The following is a 17,250-nucleotide window of genomic DNA, read 5'->3' on the forward strand; positions in this document are numbered from 1 at the left end:
GTCCCACACGAGGAGGCCCCGGCCCGGTGCTCGGGGGGTTACTTCACCGGGGTGAAGTCGCGCGCTCCGATGAACTCCGGCCGGCGGATCGGCGCCGCGAACGGCTCCACGGCCGTGTTCTCCACGCTGTTGAACACGATGAAGACGTTGCTGCGCGGGAACGGCGTGATGTTGTCGCCGGAGCCGTGCATGCAGTTGCAGTCGAACCAGGTCGCCGACCCGGCCCTGCCGGTGAACAGCCGGATGCCGTGCTCGCTCGCCAGCGAGGTCAGCGCCTCGTCGGACGGGGTGCCCGCGTCCTGCATCTGCAGCGACTTCTTGTAGTTGTCCTTGGGCGTGGCGCCGGCGCAGCCCAGGAACGTCCGGTGCGAGCCCGGCATGATCATCAGGCCGCCGTTGGTGTCGTGGTTCTCGGTCAGCGCGATCGAGACGGACACCGTGCGCATGTTCGGCAGGCCGTCCTCGGCGTGCCAGGTCTCGAAGTCCGAGTGCCAGTAGAAGCCGCTCGCGCCGAAACCGGGCTTGACGTTGATCCGGGACTGGTGGACGTACACGTCCGAGCCGAGGATCTGCCGGGCGCGGCCCACCACCCGGGGGTCGCGCACCAGCTTCGCGAACACCTCGCTGATCCGGTGCACCTCGAAGACCGAGCGGATCTCCTTCGACTGCGGCTCCACGATGGAGCGCTCGTCGGCGCGGATCGCCGGGTCGGTGACCAGCCGGTCCAGCTCGCGCTTGTAGACCTCCACCTCGCTCGGCGTGATCAGCTCCTCGATGGCGAGGAAGCCGTCACGCTCGAACGACTGGAGATCGGCCGTCGCGATCGGTCCCGGCGTGTCCGGGGCGCCCCAGACGACCGGGTCCTGGCGCGGGACGGCCACCTCGGTGGTGCCGCGGGTCGGGTAGAGATCCTTGACGGGTGCAGTGGTCATGGTTCCTCACACCTCCTCGGGCTCGGTGAGCAGCGGGTAGACGCCGTTCTCGTCGTGGTCCTCCCGTCCGGTCACGGGCGGGTTGAACACGCAGATGCAGTGGAAGTCCTCCTTGACGCGCAGCGTGTGCCGCTCGTGCCCGTTCAGGAGGTACATGGTGCCGGGCGTGATGGTGTACGTCTGCCCGGTCTCGCGGTCGGTCAGTTCGGCCTCGCCCCGGGTGCAGACGACGGCCTCGATGTGGTTGGCGTACCACATGTCCGTCTCGGTGCCGGCGTACAGGATGGTCTCGTGCACGGAGAAGCCGACCCGCTCCTTGGCGAGGACGATCCGCTTGCTCTCCCAGGTGCCGGACTTCGACTTGACGTGCCGGTCGGTGCCTTCGATGTCCTTGAACGATCGGACGATCACGGTGCTGTACTTCCTCCTAGCTGTACGACTGGCTGGACGGGCGAGACCGGGTCAGACGGTCTCGCGGACGGCGCGGGCGAGGATGCTCAGGCCCTCGTCCAGCTCCTCCGGGGTGATGGTGAGAGCGGGCAGCAGTTTGACGACCTCGCCCTCGGGGCCGGACGTCTCGATCAGCAGCCCCAGCTCGAAGGCGCGCCGGGCCACCCGCGAGGCGCGCTCCTTGTCGCGGAACTCCAGGCCCCAGACCAGACCCCGCCCGCGGTACTCCCGTACATCGGCGAGGTTCTCCTCGGTGATGGAGATCAGCGCCTGCTCGACCTGCTCGCCGCGGGTGCGGGTCTGCTTCTCCATGGCCGAGCCGTCGGTCCAGTACGCCTCCAGGGCGGCGGTCGCGGTGACGAACGCGGGGTTGTTGCCGCGGAAGGTGCCGTTGTGCTCGCCCGGCTCCCAGACGTCCAGCTCGGGCTTGAACAGGCACAGCGACATCGGCAGGCCGTAGCCGCTGATGGACTTCGAGACGGTGACGATGTCCGGGGTGATGCCCGCCTCCTCGAAGGAGAAGAAGGCACCGGTACGGCCGCAGCCCATCTGGATGTCGTCGACGATCAGCAGCATGTCCTGCCGCTCGCACAGCTCCTTGAGCGCGCGGAGCCATTCGGGCCGGGCGACGTTGATGCCGCCCTCGCCCTGCACGGTCTCCACGATCACCGCGGCGGGCTTGTTCAGGCCGGAGCCCTGGTCCTCGAGCAGCCGCTCGAACCACAGGAAGTCCGGGACCGTGCCGTCGAAGTAGTTGTCGAACGGCATCGGCGTGCCGTGCACCAGCGGTATGCCGGCGCCGGCCCGCTTGAAGGCGTTGCCGGTGACGGCGAGCGAGCCCAGGGACATCCCGTGGAAGGCGTTGGTGAACGACACGATCGCCTCGCGCCCCTTCACCTTCCGGGCCAGCTTCAGCGCCGACTCGACGGCGTTGGTGCCGGTCGGGCCCGGGAACATGACCTTGTACGGCAGGTCGCGCGGGCGCAGCACCAGGTCCTGGAAGGTCTGCAGGAAGGACCGCTTGGCCGTGGTCGACATGTCCAGGCCGTGGGTGACCCCGTCCCGGGACAGATAGTCGATCAACGCCCGTTTGAGTACGGGATTGTTGTGGCCGTAGTTGAGTGAGCCGGCACCGGCGAAGAAGTCGAGGTACGCATGACCGTCCTCGTCGTACATCCGGCTGCCCTGCGCGCGGTCGAACACGGTGGGCCAGCCGCGGCAGTAGCTGCGCACCTCGGACTCGAGGGTCTCGAAGACACTGAGGTCGGGCTGGGTGATGGTCACGGTGATTCGCTCCTCAATGGGCTGCGGCAGAGGTCAACGGGCCTATGCGGTAAAGCACTTCGGGGTCGTGCGGGCCGTCCGGGAACAGGTCGGCGGAGAACAGCACCTCGCGGCCGACCTGCGCTCCGTGCCGGGCGGCGAACGACGTGAACAGACGCTCGGAGGCGGTGTTGCCGGGGGTGATGGTGGTCTCGACGTCGGTGATGCCCCGCTCGGCGGCGAGCCGTGCGGTCAGCCCGTCCAGCAGAGCGGCGGCGATGCCGTGGCCCCGGTGGGCCGAGTCGACCGCCACCTGCCAGACGAGCAGGGTGCCGGGGCGGTCCGGCCGCACGTAGCCGGTGACGAAGCCGACCGGCTCCCCGTCCGCACCGCGCGCCACCGCCGAGGTGCCGGCGAAGTCCCGGCACCACAGCAGATAGCTGTACGAAGAGTTCAGGTCGAGTGTTTTCGAGTCCTTGGCGAGACGCCAGAGCGCGGCTCCGTCCGTCACCGCCGGTCGGTCGATGAGCAGGTCTGCGGGTGCGGCAGTCATGCGGCACGAATTTAGCGAGGCGAATTAGAAAATGCACGGGCCGTGCGACCGGGCTGGAGGGAGGTGTCGGCGAAATGCCCGAAATAACCCGCATCAAATCAGGACAAAAGTGCCGCCCTGTGGAGTGTGTCACAGAGCGGAAACCGTCCGAAAACCCTCGGGAAACTCTCCTGTTTAGGGTTGCAAAAAGCGGGCAGAAGAAGACGGGAAGCTATCGTCCAGAGAATTAGCGGGAATTGTGAAACTAAATTGAATTCACGCGCCGGTGGTTCCGTCGATGCGTTCACGCAGAATGTCGGCGTGCCCGTTGTGGCGGGCGTACTCCTCGATGAGGTGGATCAGCACCCAGCGCACACTGACCTCCAAGCCGGCCATCGGCTCGTCGACGATCCGGCCCGTGTCCTCCAGGTCCCTGCCGGCGAGCAGTTCCCGGCCGCACGCGATCTCGCGCCGCCACGCGGCCAGCGCCTCCTCCAGTCCCCGGCCGGAGTCGAGGGCGTACCCCGTCCCCTCCTCGAACACCGGTGGCACCGCCCGCCCGGCCAGCACCCGCTGGAACCAGTTCCGCTCGACCTCGGCCAGGTGCTGGACGAGCCCGAGCAGCGTCAGCTCGGACGGCTCGGCGGCGGCCAGCCGTACCTGCGCGTCGTCCAGCCCCCGGCACTTCAGCTCCAGCGTGGCCCGGTGGAAGTCCAGCCAGCCCTCCAGCACGGTGCGCTCGGAACCGGTCATCGGCGGGACGGGCCGGCCGTCGGGGAGGGTGCGGGGCGCGTCTGCAGTGGTCATGCGGGGCAGCATGGCACGCGGGTACGACAACGGCCCGCGCGCGCAGCGCCGCGGGCCGTCGTCGTCCGGGTGTGCCTAGCGCCAGGCGTTCTCCACGGCACGGTGGGCCGCCTCCAGGTCCACGGTGAGTCCCTGCTCGCCGAGGGCCGCCCCCAGCGCCGCCAGGGAACCCCGCACCGCGCCCGGAGCGGCGTCGGCCCCGTAGTGGTTGACCCGGATCATCTCCTTGGCCAGCGCGCCCCCGCCCGCCGCCAGCGGCAGCGCGGGGTCGCTCGCCAGAGCCCGCGCCACCAGCTCCGAGGCGACGGCGCCCGACGGCACCCGCAGGGTCGTGGCGACCGGCGCCGCGTCCCGCTCCTCGTACACGTACGGCTCGAGCCCCCCGCCCAGGGCCACCGCACCGGCCCGGGTGGCCAGCGCGGCGCGCCGGTGCCGGGCCATGACCTCGTCCAGACCGGCCGACTCGATCCGCTCCAGGCAGGCCTCGAGCGCCAGCATCTCCAGCTGGGCCGGAGCGTGCGGCAGCGCCCGGCGGCCGGCGTCGATCCAGCGCTCCTTCCAGTCCAGCAGCGACAGGTACGAGCGGCGCGGCGCGTGCGGGTTGGCCGCCATCCGCGCCCAGGCCCGCTCGCTCACCGAGATCGCCGACACCCCGGCGGGGCCGCCCATCGCCTTCTGCGCCCCGATCACGCACAGGTCCACGCCCCACGCGTCCGGCAGCACCGGCTCCGCGCCCACGGAGGCCACCGCGTCCAGGTAGAACAGGGCGCCCTGCTCCCGTACGGCCTCGCCGATCTCCGCGACCGGGTTGGTGTTGCCGGTCGCCGCCTCCGCGTGCACCAGCGAGACGAAGTCGATCTCCGGGTGCTCGGCGAACGCCTCCCGGATCTGCGCCGCGGTCACCGCCGTGTGGAAGGGCACGGAGATGTCGTGCACGGTCGCGCCGGAGTCCCGCAGCCAGTCTCCGAAGGTCTGCCCGTAGGGGCCCGTCACCACGTTCAGGGCGACCGTGCCCGGCCCGGCCGCCGCGCGGATCGCGCCCTCCAGCGGCAGCAGCGCCTCACCCTGGGTGATCAGCACGTCCTGCCGGGTGTCCAGCAGCCGGGCCACCCCGTCCTCGACGGCGGCGAAGCCCTCGGCGGTCAGCGGGGGCAGGTCCAGGAAGGGGTGCGTCACGGCGGTGCTCTCTTCGTTCTCGGGGTTCAGGTCCAAAGGCTCGGGCCGAGTCCCCCGATCTTAGGTCGAACACCGCGGTGACCATCAGTTTGGTTTGAGAGACCCAAACGTTTCCTTATAATCGGAACCCACAGTTCCCCCACAGGGAGATTCCCCCATGAAAACGCTCCTCGGGCGCCGGACCCGCCTCCTGGCCGCCACCACCCTGACGGCCGGGCTCGTGCTCGTGGCCGGCTGCTCCTCCGGCGGATCGGGGAGCGGCAAGACCACGGTCAAGGGAGTCCACCTCGCCAAGGCCGGTCAGCTCACCACCTGCACCCACCTGCCGTACCCGCCGTTCCAGTCGGAGATCGACGGCAAGGTGCAGGGCTTCGACGTCTCCCTCATCGACCTCGTCGCGGGGAACCTCGGGGTCAAGCAGCAGATCCTCGACACGCCGTTCGAGAACTTCAAGACCGGCGCCTTCCTGAACTCCGGCCAGTGCGACCTCGCCGCCGCCGGTATGACGATCACCGCCGAGCGCAAGAAGAACGTCGACTTCTCCGACCCGTACTTCGAGGCCACCCAGGCCGTGCTCGTGAACAAGAGCGCCGGCATCACCTCCCTCGCGGACGTCAAGGCCAAGGGCAAGAAGCTCGGCGCCCAGGCGCAGACCACGGGCGAGGACTACGCCAGGAGCAAGGGCTACGACCCGGTCTCCTTCGCCTCCTCCGACGCGGTCCTCAACGGCCTGCGCACCGGTCAGGTCCAGGCCGTCGTCATCGACTACCCGGTGGTCCAGGGCTGGCTGAAGGACAAGGCCAACGCGGACGCCTTCAAGGTCGTCGACAACCTCAAGACCGGCGAGCAGTACGGCTTCACGGTCAAGAAGGGCAACAAGGCCCTGCTCGACGCCATCAACAAGGCCCTGCGGGACGCCAAGGCCGACGGCACGTACAAGAAGATCTACGAGAAGTGGATCGGCCCGTACAACGCCTCCGTCGCCTCCCCGGCCCCGTCCGCCTCCTGACCCCATGGCCGACACGGACACACGTATCCAGCCCAGGAAACCGGGGCTGACGCTCCGTCAGAAGCGTCGGCTGTCGCGCGGGGCGCAGTACGCCGTCTTCGTCGCCGCGGTGATCGCGTTCGCGGTCACCGCCGACTGGGGCCGGCTGCAGAACCAGTTCGCGCAGCCCGAGATCGCCAAGCAGCTGTTCCCGGAACTCATCACGGTGGCCCTGAAGAACACCGTGCTGTACACGCTGTCCGGGTTCGTCGTGGGCCTGGTCCTCGGCATGGTCATCGCCCTGATGCGCCTGTCGTCCGTGGGGCCGTACCGCTGGCTCGCCGGCGTCTACATCGAGATCTTCCGCGGCCTGCCCGCGCTGCTGATCTTCATCTTCGTCGGCACCGGCGTGCCGCTGGCCTTCCCGAGCGTGCAGTACCCGGGCGGCATCTACGGCAAGGTCGCCGTCGCGCTCGGACTGGTCTCCGCCGCCTACATGGCCGAGACGATCCGCGCGGGCATCCAGGCCGTGCCCAAGGGGCAGATGGAGGCGGCCCGTTCCCTCGGCTTCTCGCCCGCGCGGGCCATGGTCTCCATCATCCTGCCGCAGGCCTTCCGGATCATCCTGCCGCCGCTGACCAACGAACTCGTCCTGCTCTTCAAGGACTCCTCGCTGGTGCTGTTCCTCGGTGTCACCCTGGAGCAGCGCGAACTGTCCAAGTTCGGCAACGACCTGGCCAGCACGACCGCCAACTCCACGCCGATCCTGGTGGCGGGCCTGTGCTACCTGCTGATCACGATCCCGCTCAGCCTCGTCGTGCGCCGGATGGAGTCCAAGGCCCTAAGGGAGATCCGGTGACCCGCCCCGAGATCCGCGTCCAGGACCTGCACAAGTCCTTCGGCGACAACCACGTCCTGCGCGGCATCGACCTGGAGATCAACCAGGGCGAGGTCGTCTGCGTCATCGGCCCGTCCGGCTCGGGCAAGTCGACGCTGCTGCGCTGTGTGAACCTGCTGGAGGAGCCGACCGGGGGCCAGGTCTTCGTCGGCGGCACCGAGCTGACCGATCCCGACGTCGACATCGACGCCGTGCGCCGCCGGATCGGCATGGTCTTCCAGCAGTTCAACCTCTTCCCGCATCTGAGCGTGACCGAGAACCTCACGCTGCCCCAGCGCCGCGTCCTCAAGCGGGACAGGGCCACGGCCGGGAAGATCGCCGCCGAGAACCTCGCCCGGGTCGGTCTGTCCGAGAAGGCGGACGCCTACCCGTCCTCCCTCTCCGGCGGCCAGCAGCAGCGCGTGGCCATCGCCCGGGCGCTGGCGATGGGCCCGGAGGTCATGCTGTTCGACGAGCCGACCTCGGCGCTCGACCCGGAGCTGGTCGGCGACGTCCTCGCCGTCATGCGCATGCTGGCCACCGAGGGCATGACGATGATGGTCGTCACCCACGAGATGACCTTCGCCCGCGAGGTCGCCGACCGGGTCGTCTTCATGGACGGCGGCCGGATCGTCGAGGACGGCAGCCCCGAGCAGGTCATCGGCGACCCGCAGCACGAGCGCACCCGCCACTTCCTGTCCCGCCTGCTCGACCCGGCGATGGCCCAGGTCGAGGAGGAGAGCTCCGACCGGGTGGGGAAGGACCGGCCGTAGCTCGTTAGGGTGCGGTGCATGAGCGATGGCGCGGTGCTGCATGTGAAGGGGCGGGTCCTCGTGGGACCCGAGGACGTTCGCGACGAGCTGTGGGTGGTCGGGGGCCGCGTCTCCTACGACCGCCCCGCCGGCGCCCGGGACGTCACCACCGTCGAGGGCTGGGCGCTGCCCGGCCTGGTCGACGCGCACTGCCACGTCGGCCTCGGCGCGGACGGCCCGGTCGACGCCGCGACGGCCGAGAAGCAGGCGCTCACCGACCGGGAGGCGGGCACCCTGCTGATCAGGGACGCGGGCTCGCCCTCCGACACCCGGTGGGTCGACGACCGCGCGGACCTGCCGAAGATCATCCGGGCCGGCCGGCACATCGCCCGCACCCGCCGCTACATCCGCAACTTCGCCTGGGAGGTCGAGCCGGACGACCTCGTCGCGTACGTCGCCCGGGAGGCCCGGCGCGGCGACGGCTGGGTCAAGCTGGTCGGCGACTGGATCGACCGCGACCTCGGCGACCTCGCGCCGTGCTGGCCGCGTGAGGCGGTGGAGGCGGCCATCGCCGAGGCCCACCGGCTCGGCGCCCGGGTCACCGCGCACTGCTTCGCCGAGAACTCCCTGCGCGACCTGGTCGAGGCGGGCATCGACTGCATCGAGCACGCCACCGGCCTGACCGAGGACCTGATCCCGCTGTTCGCCGAGCGGGGCGTCGCGATCGTCCCCACCCTCGTGAACATCGCCACCTTCCCGCACCTCGCGGCCGGCGGCGACATCAGGTATCCGCGCTGGTCGGCCCATATGCGCCAGCTGCACGAGCGCCGCTACGACACCGTGCGCGGCGCCTTCGACGCCGGGATCCCGGTCTACGTCGGCACGGACGCCGGGGGTTCGCTCGCCCACGGTCTGGTCGCGGCGGAGGTGGCCGAGCTGGTCACCGCCGGCATCCCGGCCGTGGACGCCGTCGCCGCGACGAGCTGGGCCGCCCGCGCCTGGCTCGGCCGCCCCGGCCTCCAGGAGGGCGCTCCCGCGGACCTGGTGGTCTACGAGGGCGATCCGCGGGCGGACGTACGGGTGCTGGCGGCGCCGCGTCGGGTGGTGCTGAACGGGCTCGTCGTCGAGTAGTCACGGTCGCGACGGCCGGGGGTGGAGCGGGGACGCGGGGGAACACCTGTGCCCGGTGATTCGAAGGCGCGTGCGGAATATCCACGTTTGAGTGAAGTAACCCAGGATCACTGAACGTTCACCCACAGTGCGTACAAGGTTGACGGGTCCCAAGCAAGTCCCGTCTGGGGGTCCCACCGCCTTGAACAGCAAAAACTTCCGTATGCCCGCACGCCGTCTCGCCGCCGTGGCGACGGTCACCGCCCTCGCCGCCGCGCCCGCGGCCCTGGGCGCGGGCGCCGCGCACGCGACCGGTGACCACGGTCGCGCCTCCGCCGTCGTCCTGCGCGCCGGGCTCGACGTGTCCCTGCTCAACAAGACCGTCGACGTCCCGCTCGCGGTCTCCCTCAACCAGGTCCAGGCACCGCGGAGCGCGGACCGGACGGCCCTGTCCGCCCGGCTCGACGGGGTGGCCGGCGGCAAGCCGTTCAGCGTGTTCGGCGCGGACGTGGCCCAGTCCCGGGCCACCGTCACCGCGAAGCGCGCCGAGGGCTCGGTCCGGCTCGTCCACGCCCGGCTGCACGTCCCCGGACTGCCCCTGCTGTCCCTGATCGAGGCCGACACGGTCACCGCCAGAGCGACCTGCGAGGCCGGCGAGGCACCGGTCGCCGCCGCGAACGTCCTCGGCGCCGTGACCGTCCTCGGCAAGCGCGTCACGCTGACCGCCGGCGGCCCGACCGAGGTGAGGGTGCCCGGCGTCGGCGAGGTCCGCCTCGACCTCGTCCAGCGGCGCACCACCACCCGCACGGCCGCCGCCACCGCGCTGCAACTCAAGGTGTCCGTCAACCCGTTGAGACTGGGCGTGGCCGACGTCGAGGGCACGGTCACGCTCGCCGAGGCCACCTGCGAGTCCCCGAAGGCCCCGCCGGCCGGACACCCGCTGCCGAGCCACGACCCGGCCGCCGGCACCCAGTCCCAGGACGCTCCCGGGAAAGCCGGCACCACGGAGGTGAAGCCCCAGGGCGGCGCGTCGAAGTCCGACCTCGCGGAGACCGGCGGCAGCTCGGCGACCCCGTACATCGCCGGCGGTGCGCTCGCCCTGCTGCTGGTGGGCGGGGGAGCGGTGACGGTGGCCCGCCGCCGCAGGGGCTGACGGTACGCCCCCGGCCGCTCCCCGCCCGGGCGCCGTCACGCCGGGTGGGGGGCGGCTTCCCGGCCGAGAGAACCCCGCAGTGCTTCCAGGAACCCGTTCACCGTGGCCCGGTCGCGGACGGCGATCCGGATCCAGTCCTCACCGAGCCCCGGAAACGTGTCCCCCCGCCGCACGGCGTAGCCCAGCTCACGCAACCGGTGCCGTACCGCGGCGGCCCCCGCCATACGGACCAGCACGAACGGTCCCTCCGCCGGCCCCGCCACCCGTACGCCCCACTGGGCGAACTCGGCGAGCCCCGCCACCAGATGGGCCCGGTCCGCCGCGATCCGGTGCGCCGCGTGTCCGGCCTCCGCCAGCGCCCGCGGCGCCACGCACGCCGCGGCCGCGGTCAGCGCCGGCGTCGACACCGGCCACAGCGGCTGGACCCGCTCCAGCTCGGCGACGATCTCCGCGGGAGCCAGCACGTACCCGATGCGCAGCCCGGCCAGCCCCCACGTCTTGGTGAGGCTGCGCAGCACCACGAGACCCGGCACGTCGGTCCGTCCGGCCAGCGCCTCCCGCTCGCCCGGCACCGCGTCCATGAACGCCTCGTCGACGACCAGCGTCCGCCCGGGCCGGGCCAGCCGGGCGATCGAAGCGGCCGGATGCAGGACCGACGTCGGGTTGGTCGGGTTGCCGATCACGATCAGGTCGGCGTCCTCCGGCACGGCCGCCGGATCCAGCCGGAACCCGTCCTCCTCCCGCAGCAGCACCCGGTCCACGGAGTGCCCCGCGTCCCGCAGCGCCGCCTCCGGCTCGGTGAACTGCGGGTGCACGACCACCGGCCGCCGCACCTTCAGGGCCCGGGCGAGCAGCACGAACGCCTCCGCCGCCCCCGCCGTCAGCAGCACCCGCTCCGCCGGCAGCCCGTGCCGCGCCGCCACCGCCGCCCGCGCGGCCCGCCCGTCGGGGTAGGCCGCGAGGGACGACAGCGAGCCGGCGATCTCCTGCCGCAGCCACTGCGGAGGGGTGTCCGCGCGGACGTTGACGGCGAGGTCGACCAGCCGCGCCCCGTCGTCGCGCACCTCGGCGTCCCCGTGATGACGCAGATCCGGCCCCGTGTCGTCAGTGCGCATGACTGTGCGAGTGCCCCCCGTGATGGTGGTGCCCGTGCCCGTGGTGGTGGTCGTCGTCGTCCGGGTGGAAGTGCGGCTGCTGCGGCAGCCCCACCTTGTCCTCGAAGCCCGGCAGCGCGATCCGGTACACGCACGAGTCGCAGTTCATGCGCAGATCACCCTTGACGGCCTCCGCGTACCGCTCCATCACCAGGTCCAGCAGCTCCGGCTCGGGCCCGATGACGTCGGCCGACCGCACCTCGGTCTCCGGGTGCGCGGCCGCCCACTCCTCGGTCTGCCGCCGTACCCGGTCCGGCAGGATCCCGGTGAACAGGAAGTAGGGGAGGACGGCGATCCGCCGGGCGCCCAGCCTCGCGCAACGGTCCAGTCCGCTCGGCACGTCCGGCGCCGCCAGCGACACGAACGCCGTCTCCACACCGGCGTACCCGCGCCCCTCCCACAGCAGCCGGGCGGCCTTGTGCACCTCGGCGTTGGCGTCGGGGTCGGTCGAGCCGCGCCCGACCAGCAGCACGGTCACCTCCGAGCGGTCCGTGTCGCCCAGCACCTCGTCCAGCCGCCGCTCCAGCACGTTCAGCAGCGCCGGGTGCGGGCCCAGCGGACGGCCGTAGGTGTACGAGATCCCCGGGTGCCGTTCCTTCTCGCGGGCCAGCGCGGCCGGGATGTCCCCCTTGGCGTGCCCGGCGGACACCAGCATCAGCGGCACGGCCGCGAACCGGCGCACACCCCGCTCCACCAGCTCGGTGACGGCCTCGCCCAGCGGCGGCGGGGACAGTTCGATGAAGCCGCCCGCGACGGGCAGCTCGGGGTGGCGGCGGCCCAGCTCCCGGACGAAGTCGCGGAACGCCTCGGCGCCGGCGTCGTCACGGGTGCCGTGTCCGGCGATGAGCAGGGCGGGCGGGGTGGTCACGAGATCTCCTCAGACGAAACGGGGTGGTACAGCAGGGCGTTGAGCGCGGCGGAGGCGACCGCCGACCCGCCCTTCTCGGACACGTTGCTCACGGCGGGCAGCCCGCTCTCGCGCAACGCGGCCTTGGACTCGACCGCTCCGACGAAACCGACGGGCAGGCCGATGACGAGCGCGGGGGAGGCGTCCAGGGTGAGCAGCTCCTCCAGGGCGGTCGGGGCGTTGCCGATCACCCAGAGGGCGCCGGGCCCGACCTGTTCGTAGGCGAGCCGGATCCCGTGCGCCGAACGGGTCAGTCCGGGGCCGGCCGTGGCGTCCTTCAGCCGGCAGACGGTCTCCCGGCGCGTGATGCCGGCCCCGACCATCTCGACGTCCACGACGACCGGCGCCCCGGCGTGCAGCGCCGCGTGCGCCTTCACCAGGTCCTCCTCGTCCATGACCAGGTCGGAGGCGTACTCCAGGTCGGCGGCGGAGTGGATGACGCGCTCCACCACCGCCCGGGTCAGCGGCGGGAAGTGCGAGGTGTCCAGGCGGGCGCGCAGCCGCCGGTAGGACTCCTCCTCGATGGGATGGACCACACGGGCCGCACCGTTCACTTCGGCTCCTCCTGCCAGCGGTAGCCGCGCGGGGTCACCATGCGGCCCGCGATGATCCGGGTCGCGGTGTTGCCCACGGTCACGACCGTCATCATGTCGACCGTCGCCGGGTCGAGTTCGGCGAGCGTGGTCACCCGGCTCGACCCGTCCGGCCGGGACGCGTTGCGGACGACGCCCACGGGGGTCGCCGGCTCCCGGTGCCCGGCGAGGATCGCGAGCGCCTTGGGCAGCTGCCAGTCGCGGCCCCGGGAGCGCGGGTTGTAGAAGGTGACCACGATGTCCGCCTCGGCCGCCGCGCGCACCCGGCGCTCGATGACCTCCCACGGCGTGTGCAGGTCGGACAGCGAGATCGACACATGGTCGTGGCCGAGCGGCGCGCCGAGGATCGCCCCGGCGGCCAATGCGGCCGTCACCCCGGGCACCCCGACCACGTCGATGTCGTCGGACGCCTCGGCGAGCGCGGGGGAGGCCATGGCGTACACGCCCGCGTCCCCGCTGCCGATCAGCGCCACCGCGTGCCCCTTGCGGGCCTCCGCGACCGCCGTGCGCGCCCGCTCCTCCTCGGCGCCGAGCCCCGACTCCAGCACCCGGGTGCCGGGCCGCAGCAGATCGCGGATCTGGTCGACGTACTGGTCGAGCCCGACGAGCACCGAGGCCCGCCGCAGCTCGTCCGCCGCGCGCGGGGTGAGCAGGTCCCGGGCGCCCGGCCCGAGCCCGACCACCGCGAGCCGCCCGCGCCCCGGCCGCCGCGCCACGGCACAGGTCGCCATCGCCGGCCGGCCGTCGGCGCGCTCGGACTTCCGCTTGGGGACGACGAGTTCACCGCCCCGGACCAGGGCGGCGGCCTCCGCCACGGACGGCGTGCCGACGGCCGCGAGGGGCGCGTCGGACGGGTTGGGCACCGCGACGGCGGCCAGCTCCTCGGCGGAGTACGTCACCAGGGGCACTCCGAGCCGCTCGGCGGCGGCCACGATGCCGGGCTCCTCCGCCTTGGCGTCCACGGTGGCGAGTTCGGCGAGCGACCTGGCCGACAGTCCGGCCTCGGCCAGTGCCCGCTCGACCAGCCCGAGCACCTCCTCGGCCGGCGCACCCTTCGACGCGCCGACGCCGGCCACCAGGGACGGCGGCCTGAGCAGCACCTCCCGCTCGCCCGGTGCGACGTCCCGGTCGGTGAGCCGGATGGTGTACGACCCCCGCGGCGCGGTCGGCAGCGCGGGCAGCGGCCACGCCACCTCGGTCTCCAGGGCCACCGGTTCGCCGTCCAGCAGCGCCCGGGAGACCACCGCGACCGAGCCCTCCCAGGACAGGCCCAGCGTGTCCAGGCCCGGCAGCCCGACGGCGTCCGTCGCGGTCGTCACCACCGGCTCGGCCCCCAGCGACTCCCCGACCTCACGGGCGAGTTCGTTGGCGCCGCCGCCGTGGCCGCCGAGCAGCGACACCGCGAACCGGCCGCCCTCGTCCACGCACACCACGCCCGGGTCGGCCGTCTTGTCGCCGAGCAGCGGGGCGAGCAGCCGGACCACCGCGCCGGTCGCCAGGAAGCAGACCAGCTGCTCGCACTCGGCGAACGCGGCCCGTACGGCCTGACCGACGGGACCCTCGTACACCCGCGTCCGGTCCGGCCAGGCCGCGGCCAGCCGGTCCCGCGCCGCCGCCCCCGCCGCGGTGGCGGAAATGAGGCCGATCACTGGTCAACTCCTTCGGTAGGCGCCGGGGTTCTCACGCCCCAGAGCAGGAACACAGGATTGGTCGCCGCGAGCCGGGTGACGTCGCCCGGCAGCGGCGCCAGCCGCGACGACTGCAGCAGCACCCCGTCGCAGGTGAACCCGGCGGCCGTGAGCGCCTCACGCGCCGCGGGCACCCGGTCCAGGGCGGCCATGGCGACGACGACCGTCCGCCGGGCCCGCCGGGCGCACGCGGTGACGATGCCGGGCAGCTCGCGCCCCCCGCCGCCGACGAACACCGCGTCGGGATCGGCCAGCCCCTCCAGGGCGGCGGGCGCCGGGCCGTGCACCACCCGCACGTCGACGCCGTGGGCGCGCGCGTTGGCGTGGATGCGCTCCACCCCGTCCGCGGTCCGCTCGACGGCGACGACGGCGGCGCCGAGCCGCGCGCACTCCACCGCCACCGAGCCCGACCCGGCCCCCACGTCCCACACCAGGTCGCCCAGGCGCGGCCCGAGCCGGGCCAGGGCCAGCGCCCGCACCTCGAACTTGGTGATCATCGAGTCCCGGTGCGCGAACTCGCTCTCGTCGAGCGCCCACCGGGCGGGCCGGGCCGCCGCTCCGGCGACCGTGCGCACCGCGCCGAGCGCCCGCGCCTCGTCCAGGCACAGCACCACGCTCACCGCCGTGCCCCAGTCCCGGGCCGCCGCCTCGGCCGGCGTCACCCGCTCCACGCGCTCCCGCAGCGGATCGCCGAGGGCGCTCCCCACGACGAGGACCCGGTCACCGCCGTCGAGCGCCGCGCCCAGCTCGGCGGGCCCGGCTCCGGGGCCGGTGAGGACGGCCACCTTGGGGTGGGCCCGGCACGCGTGGACGGCCGTACGCAGATCCCGGCCGTGCGCGCTGACGACGACCGCGTCGTCCCAGGGCAGCCCGGTCCGCGCGAAGGCGGTGGCCACGGAGGACACCCCCGGCCGCACGTCCAGCAGCCCCGGCCCGAACCGCTCCGCCAGCGCCCGCACGATCCCGAAGAACCCGGGATCCCCGGAGGCCAGGACGACAACCGGCAGCTCCTTGCCGACGTACTCCGCGATCCGGTCCAGGGCGGGCGCCAGCGCTCCGAGCACGATCCGCTCGGCGCCCTCGGGCAGCCCTACGGCGTCCAGGTGCCGCCGCCCGCCGACGACGAGGGCGGCCCCGTCCGTGACGCCCCGCGGGACCGGTGCTCCGGTGCCCGTGCCGACGACCGTGATCAACTGCTCGCCCCGCGCTCACGCAGCGCCCGCCGGGCCTCCGGGTCGGCCTTGCGGTAGCCGTGGAAGTGCCCCGGGTGGTACAGGTGCGAACGGGTGCCGTGCGCGTCGAGCGCCGGGCCGACCAGGAACAGCGTGTGCTTCCAGAGCTTGTGCTCCTTGACCGTCTCCTCCAGGGTGCCGATCGTGCACTTCACGACCAGCTCCTCCGGCCAGGTGGCCTGGTAGGCGACGACGACCGGGGTGTCGGTCGGGTAGCCGCCCTCCAGCAGCTCGCGCACCAGCTGCCCGCTGCGCGCCGCCGACAGGAAGACGGCCATGGTGGTGCCGTGCCGGGCGAACTCGCGCACCTCCTCGCCGGGCGGCATCGGCGTCTTGCCGCCGCCCAGCCGGGTGAGCACCACGGACTGCGCGACCTCGGGGATGGTCAGCTCGCGCTGCGCGAGCGCGGCCACGGCGGAGAACGAGGAGACGCCCGGCACGACCTCGGTCGCGATCCCCACCTCCGCGCACCGGTCCAGCTGCTCCTGCGTCCCGCCCCACAGCGCCGGGTCGCCGGAGTGGATGCGCGCGACCTTCAGGCCCTCGGCGCGGGCGCGCCGGTAGACGGCGACGACGTCCTCCAGGGACATGGTCGCCGAGTCCAGGATCTCCGCGTCCTCGCGCGCGTGCTCGAGAACCTCGGCCTGGACCAGGCTCGCCGCCCAGATCACCACGTCCGCCTCGGCGATCGCGCGCGCGGCACGGAACGTCAGCAGATCGGCGGCGCCGGGGCCGGCACCGACGAACGTCACCTTGCCGGTGGGGGCATCGGCCATGGGAAGGGGTCCTCTCGTACGGGAACACGTCAGCAACGGGCGAAATGTCAGGATGTGGGGGAGTGCGGGAGGCGCCGGATGTGCGCGAAGCCGCCTCCATCGGATAGCAAGGGCCTATGGCGGTCTTCGTCGCGCTCGGCGCGTTCCTGATGACGCTGGCCGGCGGCTGGACGGCTCAGCGCGTGACCGACCGTCGGCACCTGGTCCTGGGCCTGGCCGGCGGTCTGATGCTGGGCGTGGTCGGCCTGGACCTGCTGCCGGAGGCGCTCGCCGCGGCCGACCGCAAGATCTTCGGCGTACCCGCCGCCCTGCTGCTGTTCGTGACCGGCTTCCTCGTGGCCCATCTGGTGGAGCGCACGCTGGCCGCCCGGCAGGCCGCGCACGGCGGCGCAGAGGGACATGACCACCGGGCGCCCGAGGTGGGCCTGACGGCGGCCGGGGCGATGGTGGGGCACAGCGCCATGGACGGCGTGGCGATCGGCGCGGCCTTCCAGGTGGGAAGCGGCATGGCCACGGCCGTCGCGCTCGCCGTGATCGCCCACGACTTCGCCGACGGGTTCAACACGTTCACCATCACGAGCCTGTACGGCAACGCGCGCCGCCGGGCGATAGGCATGCTGGTGGCCGACGCCTGCGCACCCCTGCTGGGCGCGCTGTCGACCGTCTTCTTCCACATCCCCGAACCGGTGCTCGGCGGCTATCTGGGCCTCTTCGGCGGCGTCCTGCTCTACCTCGCCGCCGCCGAGATCCTGCCCGAGGCCCATCACGAGCACCCGGCGCGCTCCACCCTGCTGTGCACGGTGGCGGGCGCCGCGTTCATCTGGCTGGTCGTGGGCCTCTCCGCCTGACCGGGTCCGCCC

At 72.7% G+C, this 17,250-nt stretch carries 18 protein-coding genes; 6 read left to right on the forward strand and 12 right to left on the reverse strand.

Translation table 11 applies throughout. The features are described from left to right. Nucleotides 1–38: 38 nt before the first annotated feature. From thpD to AB0N17_RS23820, 6 genes are all read right to left on the reverse strand, one after another. Nucleotides 39–932 (reverse strand): ectoine hydroxylase, encoded by an 894-nt coding sequence (gene thpD / locus AB0N17_RS23795; protein ID WP_366013453.1) that lies wholly within the window; start codon nucleotides 930–932, stop codon nucleotides 39–41. 6 nt (nucleotides 933–938) lie between these two features. Then, on the reverse strand, nucleotides 939–1,343 hold the full coding sequence (locus AB0N17_RS23800) for an ectoine synthase (RefSeq protein WP_366013454.1): 405 nt from the start codon (nucleotides 1,341–1,343) through the stop codon (nucleotides 939–941). Nucleotides 1,344–1,394: 51 nt separating this feature from the next. Beyond that, on the reverse strand, nucleotides 1,395–2,666 hold the full coding sequence (gene ectB, locus AB0N17_RS23805) for a diaminobutyrate--2-oxoglutarate transaminase (RefSeq protein WP_366013455.1): 1,272 nt from the start codon (nucleotides 2,664–2,666) through the stop codon (nucleotides 1,395–1,397). A gap of 13 nt (nucleotides 2,667–2,679) precedes the next feature. Continuing rightward, the gene (gene ectA / locus AB0N17_RS23810) at nucleotides 2,680–3,198 is read right to left on the reverse strand and encodes a diaminobutyrate acetyltransferase (protein WP_366013456.1); all 519 of its coding nucleotides are present in this window, start codon (nucleotides 3,196–3,198) and stop codon (nucleotides 2,680–2,682) included. 255 nt (nucleotides 3,199–3,453) lie between these two features. Further along, nucleotides 3,454–3,984, reverse strand: a complete 531-nt coding sequence (locus tag AB0N17_RS23815; RefSeq protein WP_366013457.1) for a DinB family protein — start codon at nucleotides 3,982–3,984, stop codon at nucleotides 3,454–3,456. A 75-nt stretch (nucleotides 3,985–4,059) separates the two neighbouring features. Beyond that, entirely contained in the window at nucleotides 4,060–5,160 is a 1,101-nt protein-coding gene (locus tag AB0N17_RS23820; protein ID WP_366013459.1) for an aminotransferase class V-fold PLP-dependent enzyme, read from the reverse strand. A gap of 157 nt (nucleotides 5,161–5,317) precedes the next feature. Here AB0N17_RS23820 and AB0N17_RS23825 point away from each other — a divergent pair, with 157 nt between their 5' ends. The 5 genes from AB0N17_RS23825 (at nucleotide 5,318) to AB0N17_RS23845 (ending at nucleotide 10,040) form a co-directional block, all read left to right on the forward strand. Next, entirely contained in the window at nucleotides 5,318–6,169 is an 852-nt protein-coding gene (locus AB0N17_RS23825) for a transporter substrate-binding domain-containing protein (protein ID WP_366013460.1), read from the forward strand. Between the two features lie 4 nt (nucleotides 6,170–6,173). Then, nucleotides 6,174–7,007 (forward strand): amino acid ABC transporter permease, encoded by an 834-nt coding sequence (locus tag AB0N17_RS23830; RefSeq protein ID WP_366013461.1) that lies wholly within the window; start codon nucleotides 6,174–6,176, stop codon nucleotides 7,005–7,007. Next, nucleotides 7,004–7,798 (forward strand): amino acid ABC transporter ATP-binding protein, encoded by a 795-nt coding sequence (locus AB0N17_RS23835; protein ID WP_366013462.1) that lies wholly within the window; start codon nucleotides 7,004–7,006, stop codon nucleotides 7,796–7,798. The genes AB0N17_RS23830 and AB0N17_RS23835 overlap by 4 nt, the downstream gene beginning before the upstream one ends. An 18-nt stretch (nucleotides 7,799–7,816) precedes the next feature. Further along, nucleotides 7,817–8,908, forward strand: a complete 1,092-nt coding sequence (locus AB0N17_RS23840; protein WP_366013463.1) for an amidohydrolase family protein — start codon at nucleotides 7,817–7,819, stop codon at nucleotides 8,906–8,908. 181 nt (nucleotides 8,909–9,089) lie between these two features. Continuing rightward, entirely contained in the window at nucleotides 9,090–10,040 is a 951-nt protein-coding gene (locus tag AB0N17_RS23845) for an SCO1860 family LAETG-anchored protein (RefSeq protein ID WP_366013464.1), read from the forward strand. 35 nt (nucleotides 10,041–10,075) lie between these two features. On the opposite strand, the gene cobC is transcribed toward AB0N17_RS23845, so the two are convergent. From cobC to cobM, 6 genes are read right to left on the reverse strand one after another with little or no spacing between them, the layout of a single operon-like run. Next, complete coding sequence (gene cobC / locus AB0N17_RS23850) at nucleotides 10,076–11,155, reverse strand: Rv2231c family pyridoxal phosphate-dependent protein CobC (protein ID WP_366013465.1); 1,080 nt, start codon at nucleotides 11,153–11,155, stop codon at nucleotides 10,076–10,078. Further along, the gene (locus tag AB0N17_RS23855; RefSeq protein WP_366013466.1) at nucleotides 11,145–12,062 is read right to left on the reverse strand and encodes a sirohydrochlorin chelatase; all 918 of its coding nucleotides are present in this window, start codon (nucleotides 12,060–12,062) and stop codon (nucleotides 11,145–11,147) included. The genes cobC and AB0N17_RS23855 overlap by 11 nt, the downstream gene beginning before the upstream one ends. After that, nucleotides 12,059–12,655: a precorrin-8X methylmutase gene (locus AB0N17_RS23860; RefSeq protein ID WP_366013467.1), complete on the reverse strand. Its 597-nt coding sequence runs from the start codon at nucleotides 12,653–12,655 to the stop codon at nucleotides 12,059–12,061. The genes AB0N17_RS23855 and AB0N17_RS23860 overlap by 4 nt, the downstream gene beginning before the upstream one ends. Then, entirely contained in the window at nucleotides 12,652–14,343 is a 1,692-nt protein-coding gene (gene cobJ, locus AB0N17_RS23865) for a precorrin-3B C(17)-methyltransferase (protein ID WP_366013468.1), read from the reverse strand. Before cobJ ends, AB0N17_RS23860 begins: the two co-directional genes overlap by 4 nt. Then, nucleotides 14,340–15,575, reverse strand: a complete 1,236-nt coding sequence (cbiE, locus tag AB0N17_RS23870) for a precorrin-6y C5,15-methyltransferase (decarboxylating) subunit CbiE (protein ID WP_366013469.1) — start codon at nucleotides 15,573–15,575, stop codon at nucleotides 14,340–14,342. Before cbiE ends, cobJ begins: the two co-directional genes overlap by 4 nt. Continuing rightward, nucleotides 15,572–16,390: a precorrin-4 C(11)-methyltransferase gene (gene cobM, locus AB0N17_RS23875; protein ID WP_366013470.1), complete on the reverse strand. Its 819-nt coding sequence runs from the start codon at nucleotides 16,388–16,390 to the stop codon at nucleotides 15,572–15,574. Before cobM ends, cbiE begins: the two co-directional genes overlap by 4 nt. A gap of 116 nt (nucleotides 16,391–16,506) precedes the next feature. Here cobM and AB0N17_RS23880 point away from each other — a divergent pair, with 116 nt between their 5' ends. Continuing rightward, nucleotides 16,507–17,238 carry a ZIP family metal transporter gene (locus AB0N17_RS23880; RefSeq protein WP_366013471.1) on the forward strand — a complete coding sequence of 244 codons (732 nt, stop codon included), beginning with the start codon at nucleotides 16,507–16,509 and terminating at the stop codon, nucleotides 17,236–17,238. The last annotated feature ends 12 nt before the right edge of the window (nucleotides 17,239–17,250 follow it).

This window comes from Streptomyces sp. NPDC051133 (assembly GCF_040682635.1).
In the GTDB taxonomy this organism is placed as follows: domain Bacteria; phylum Actinomycetota; class Actinomycetes; order Streptomycetales; family Streptomycetaceae; genus Streptomyces.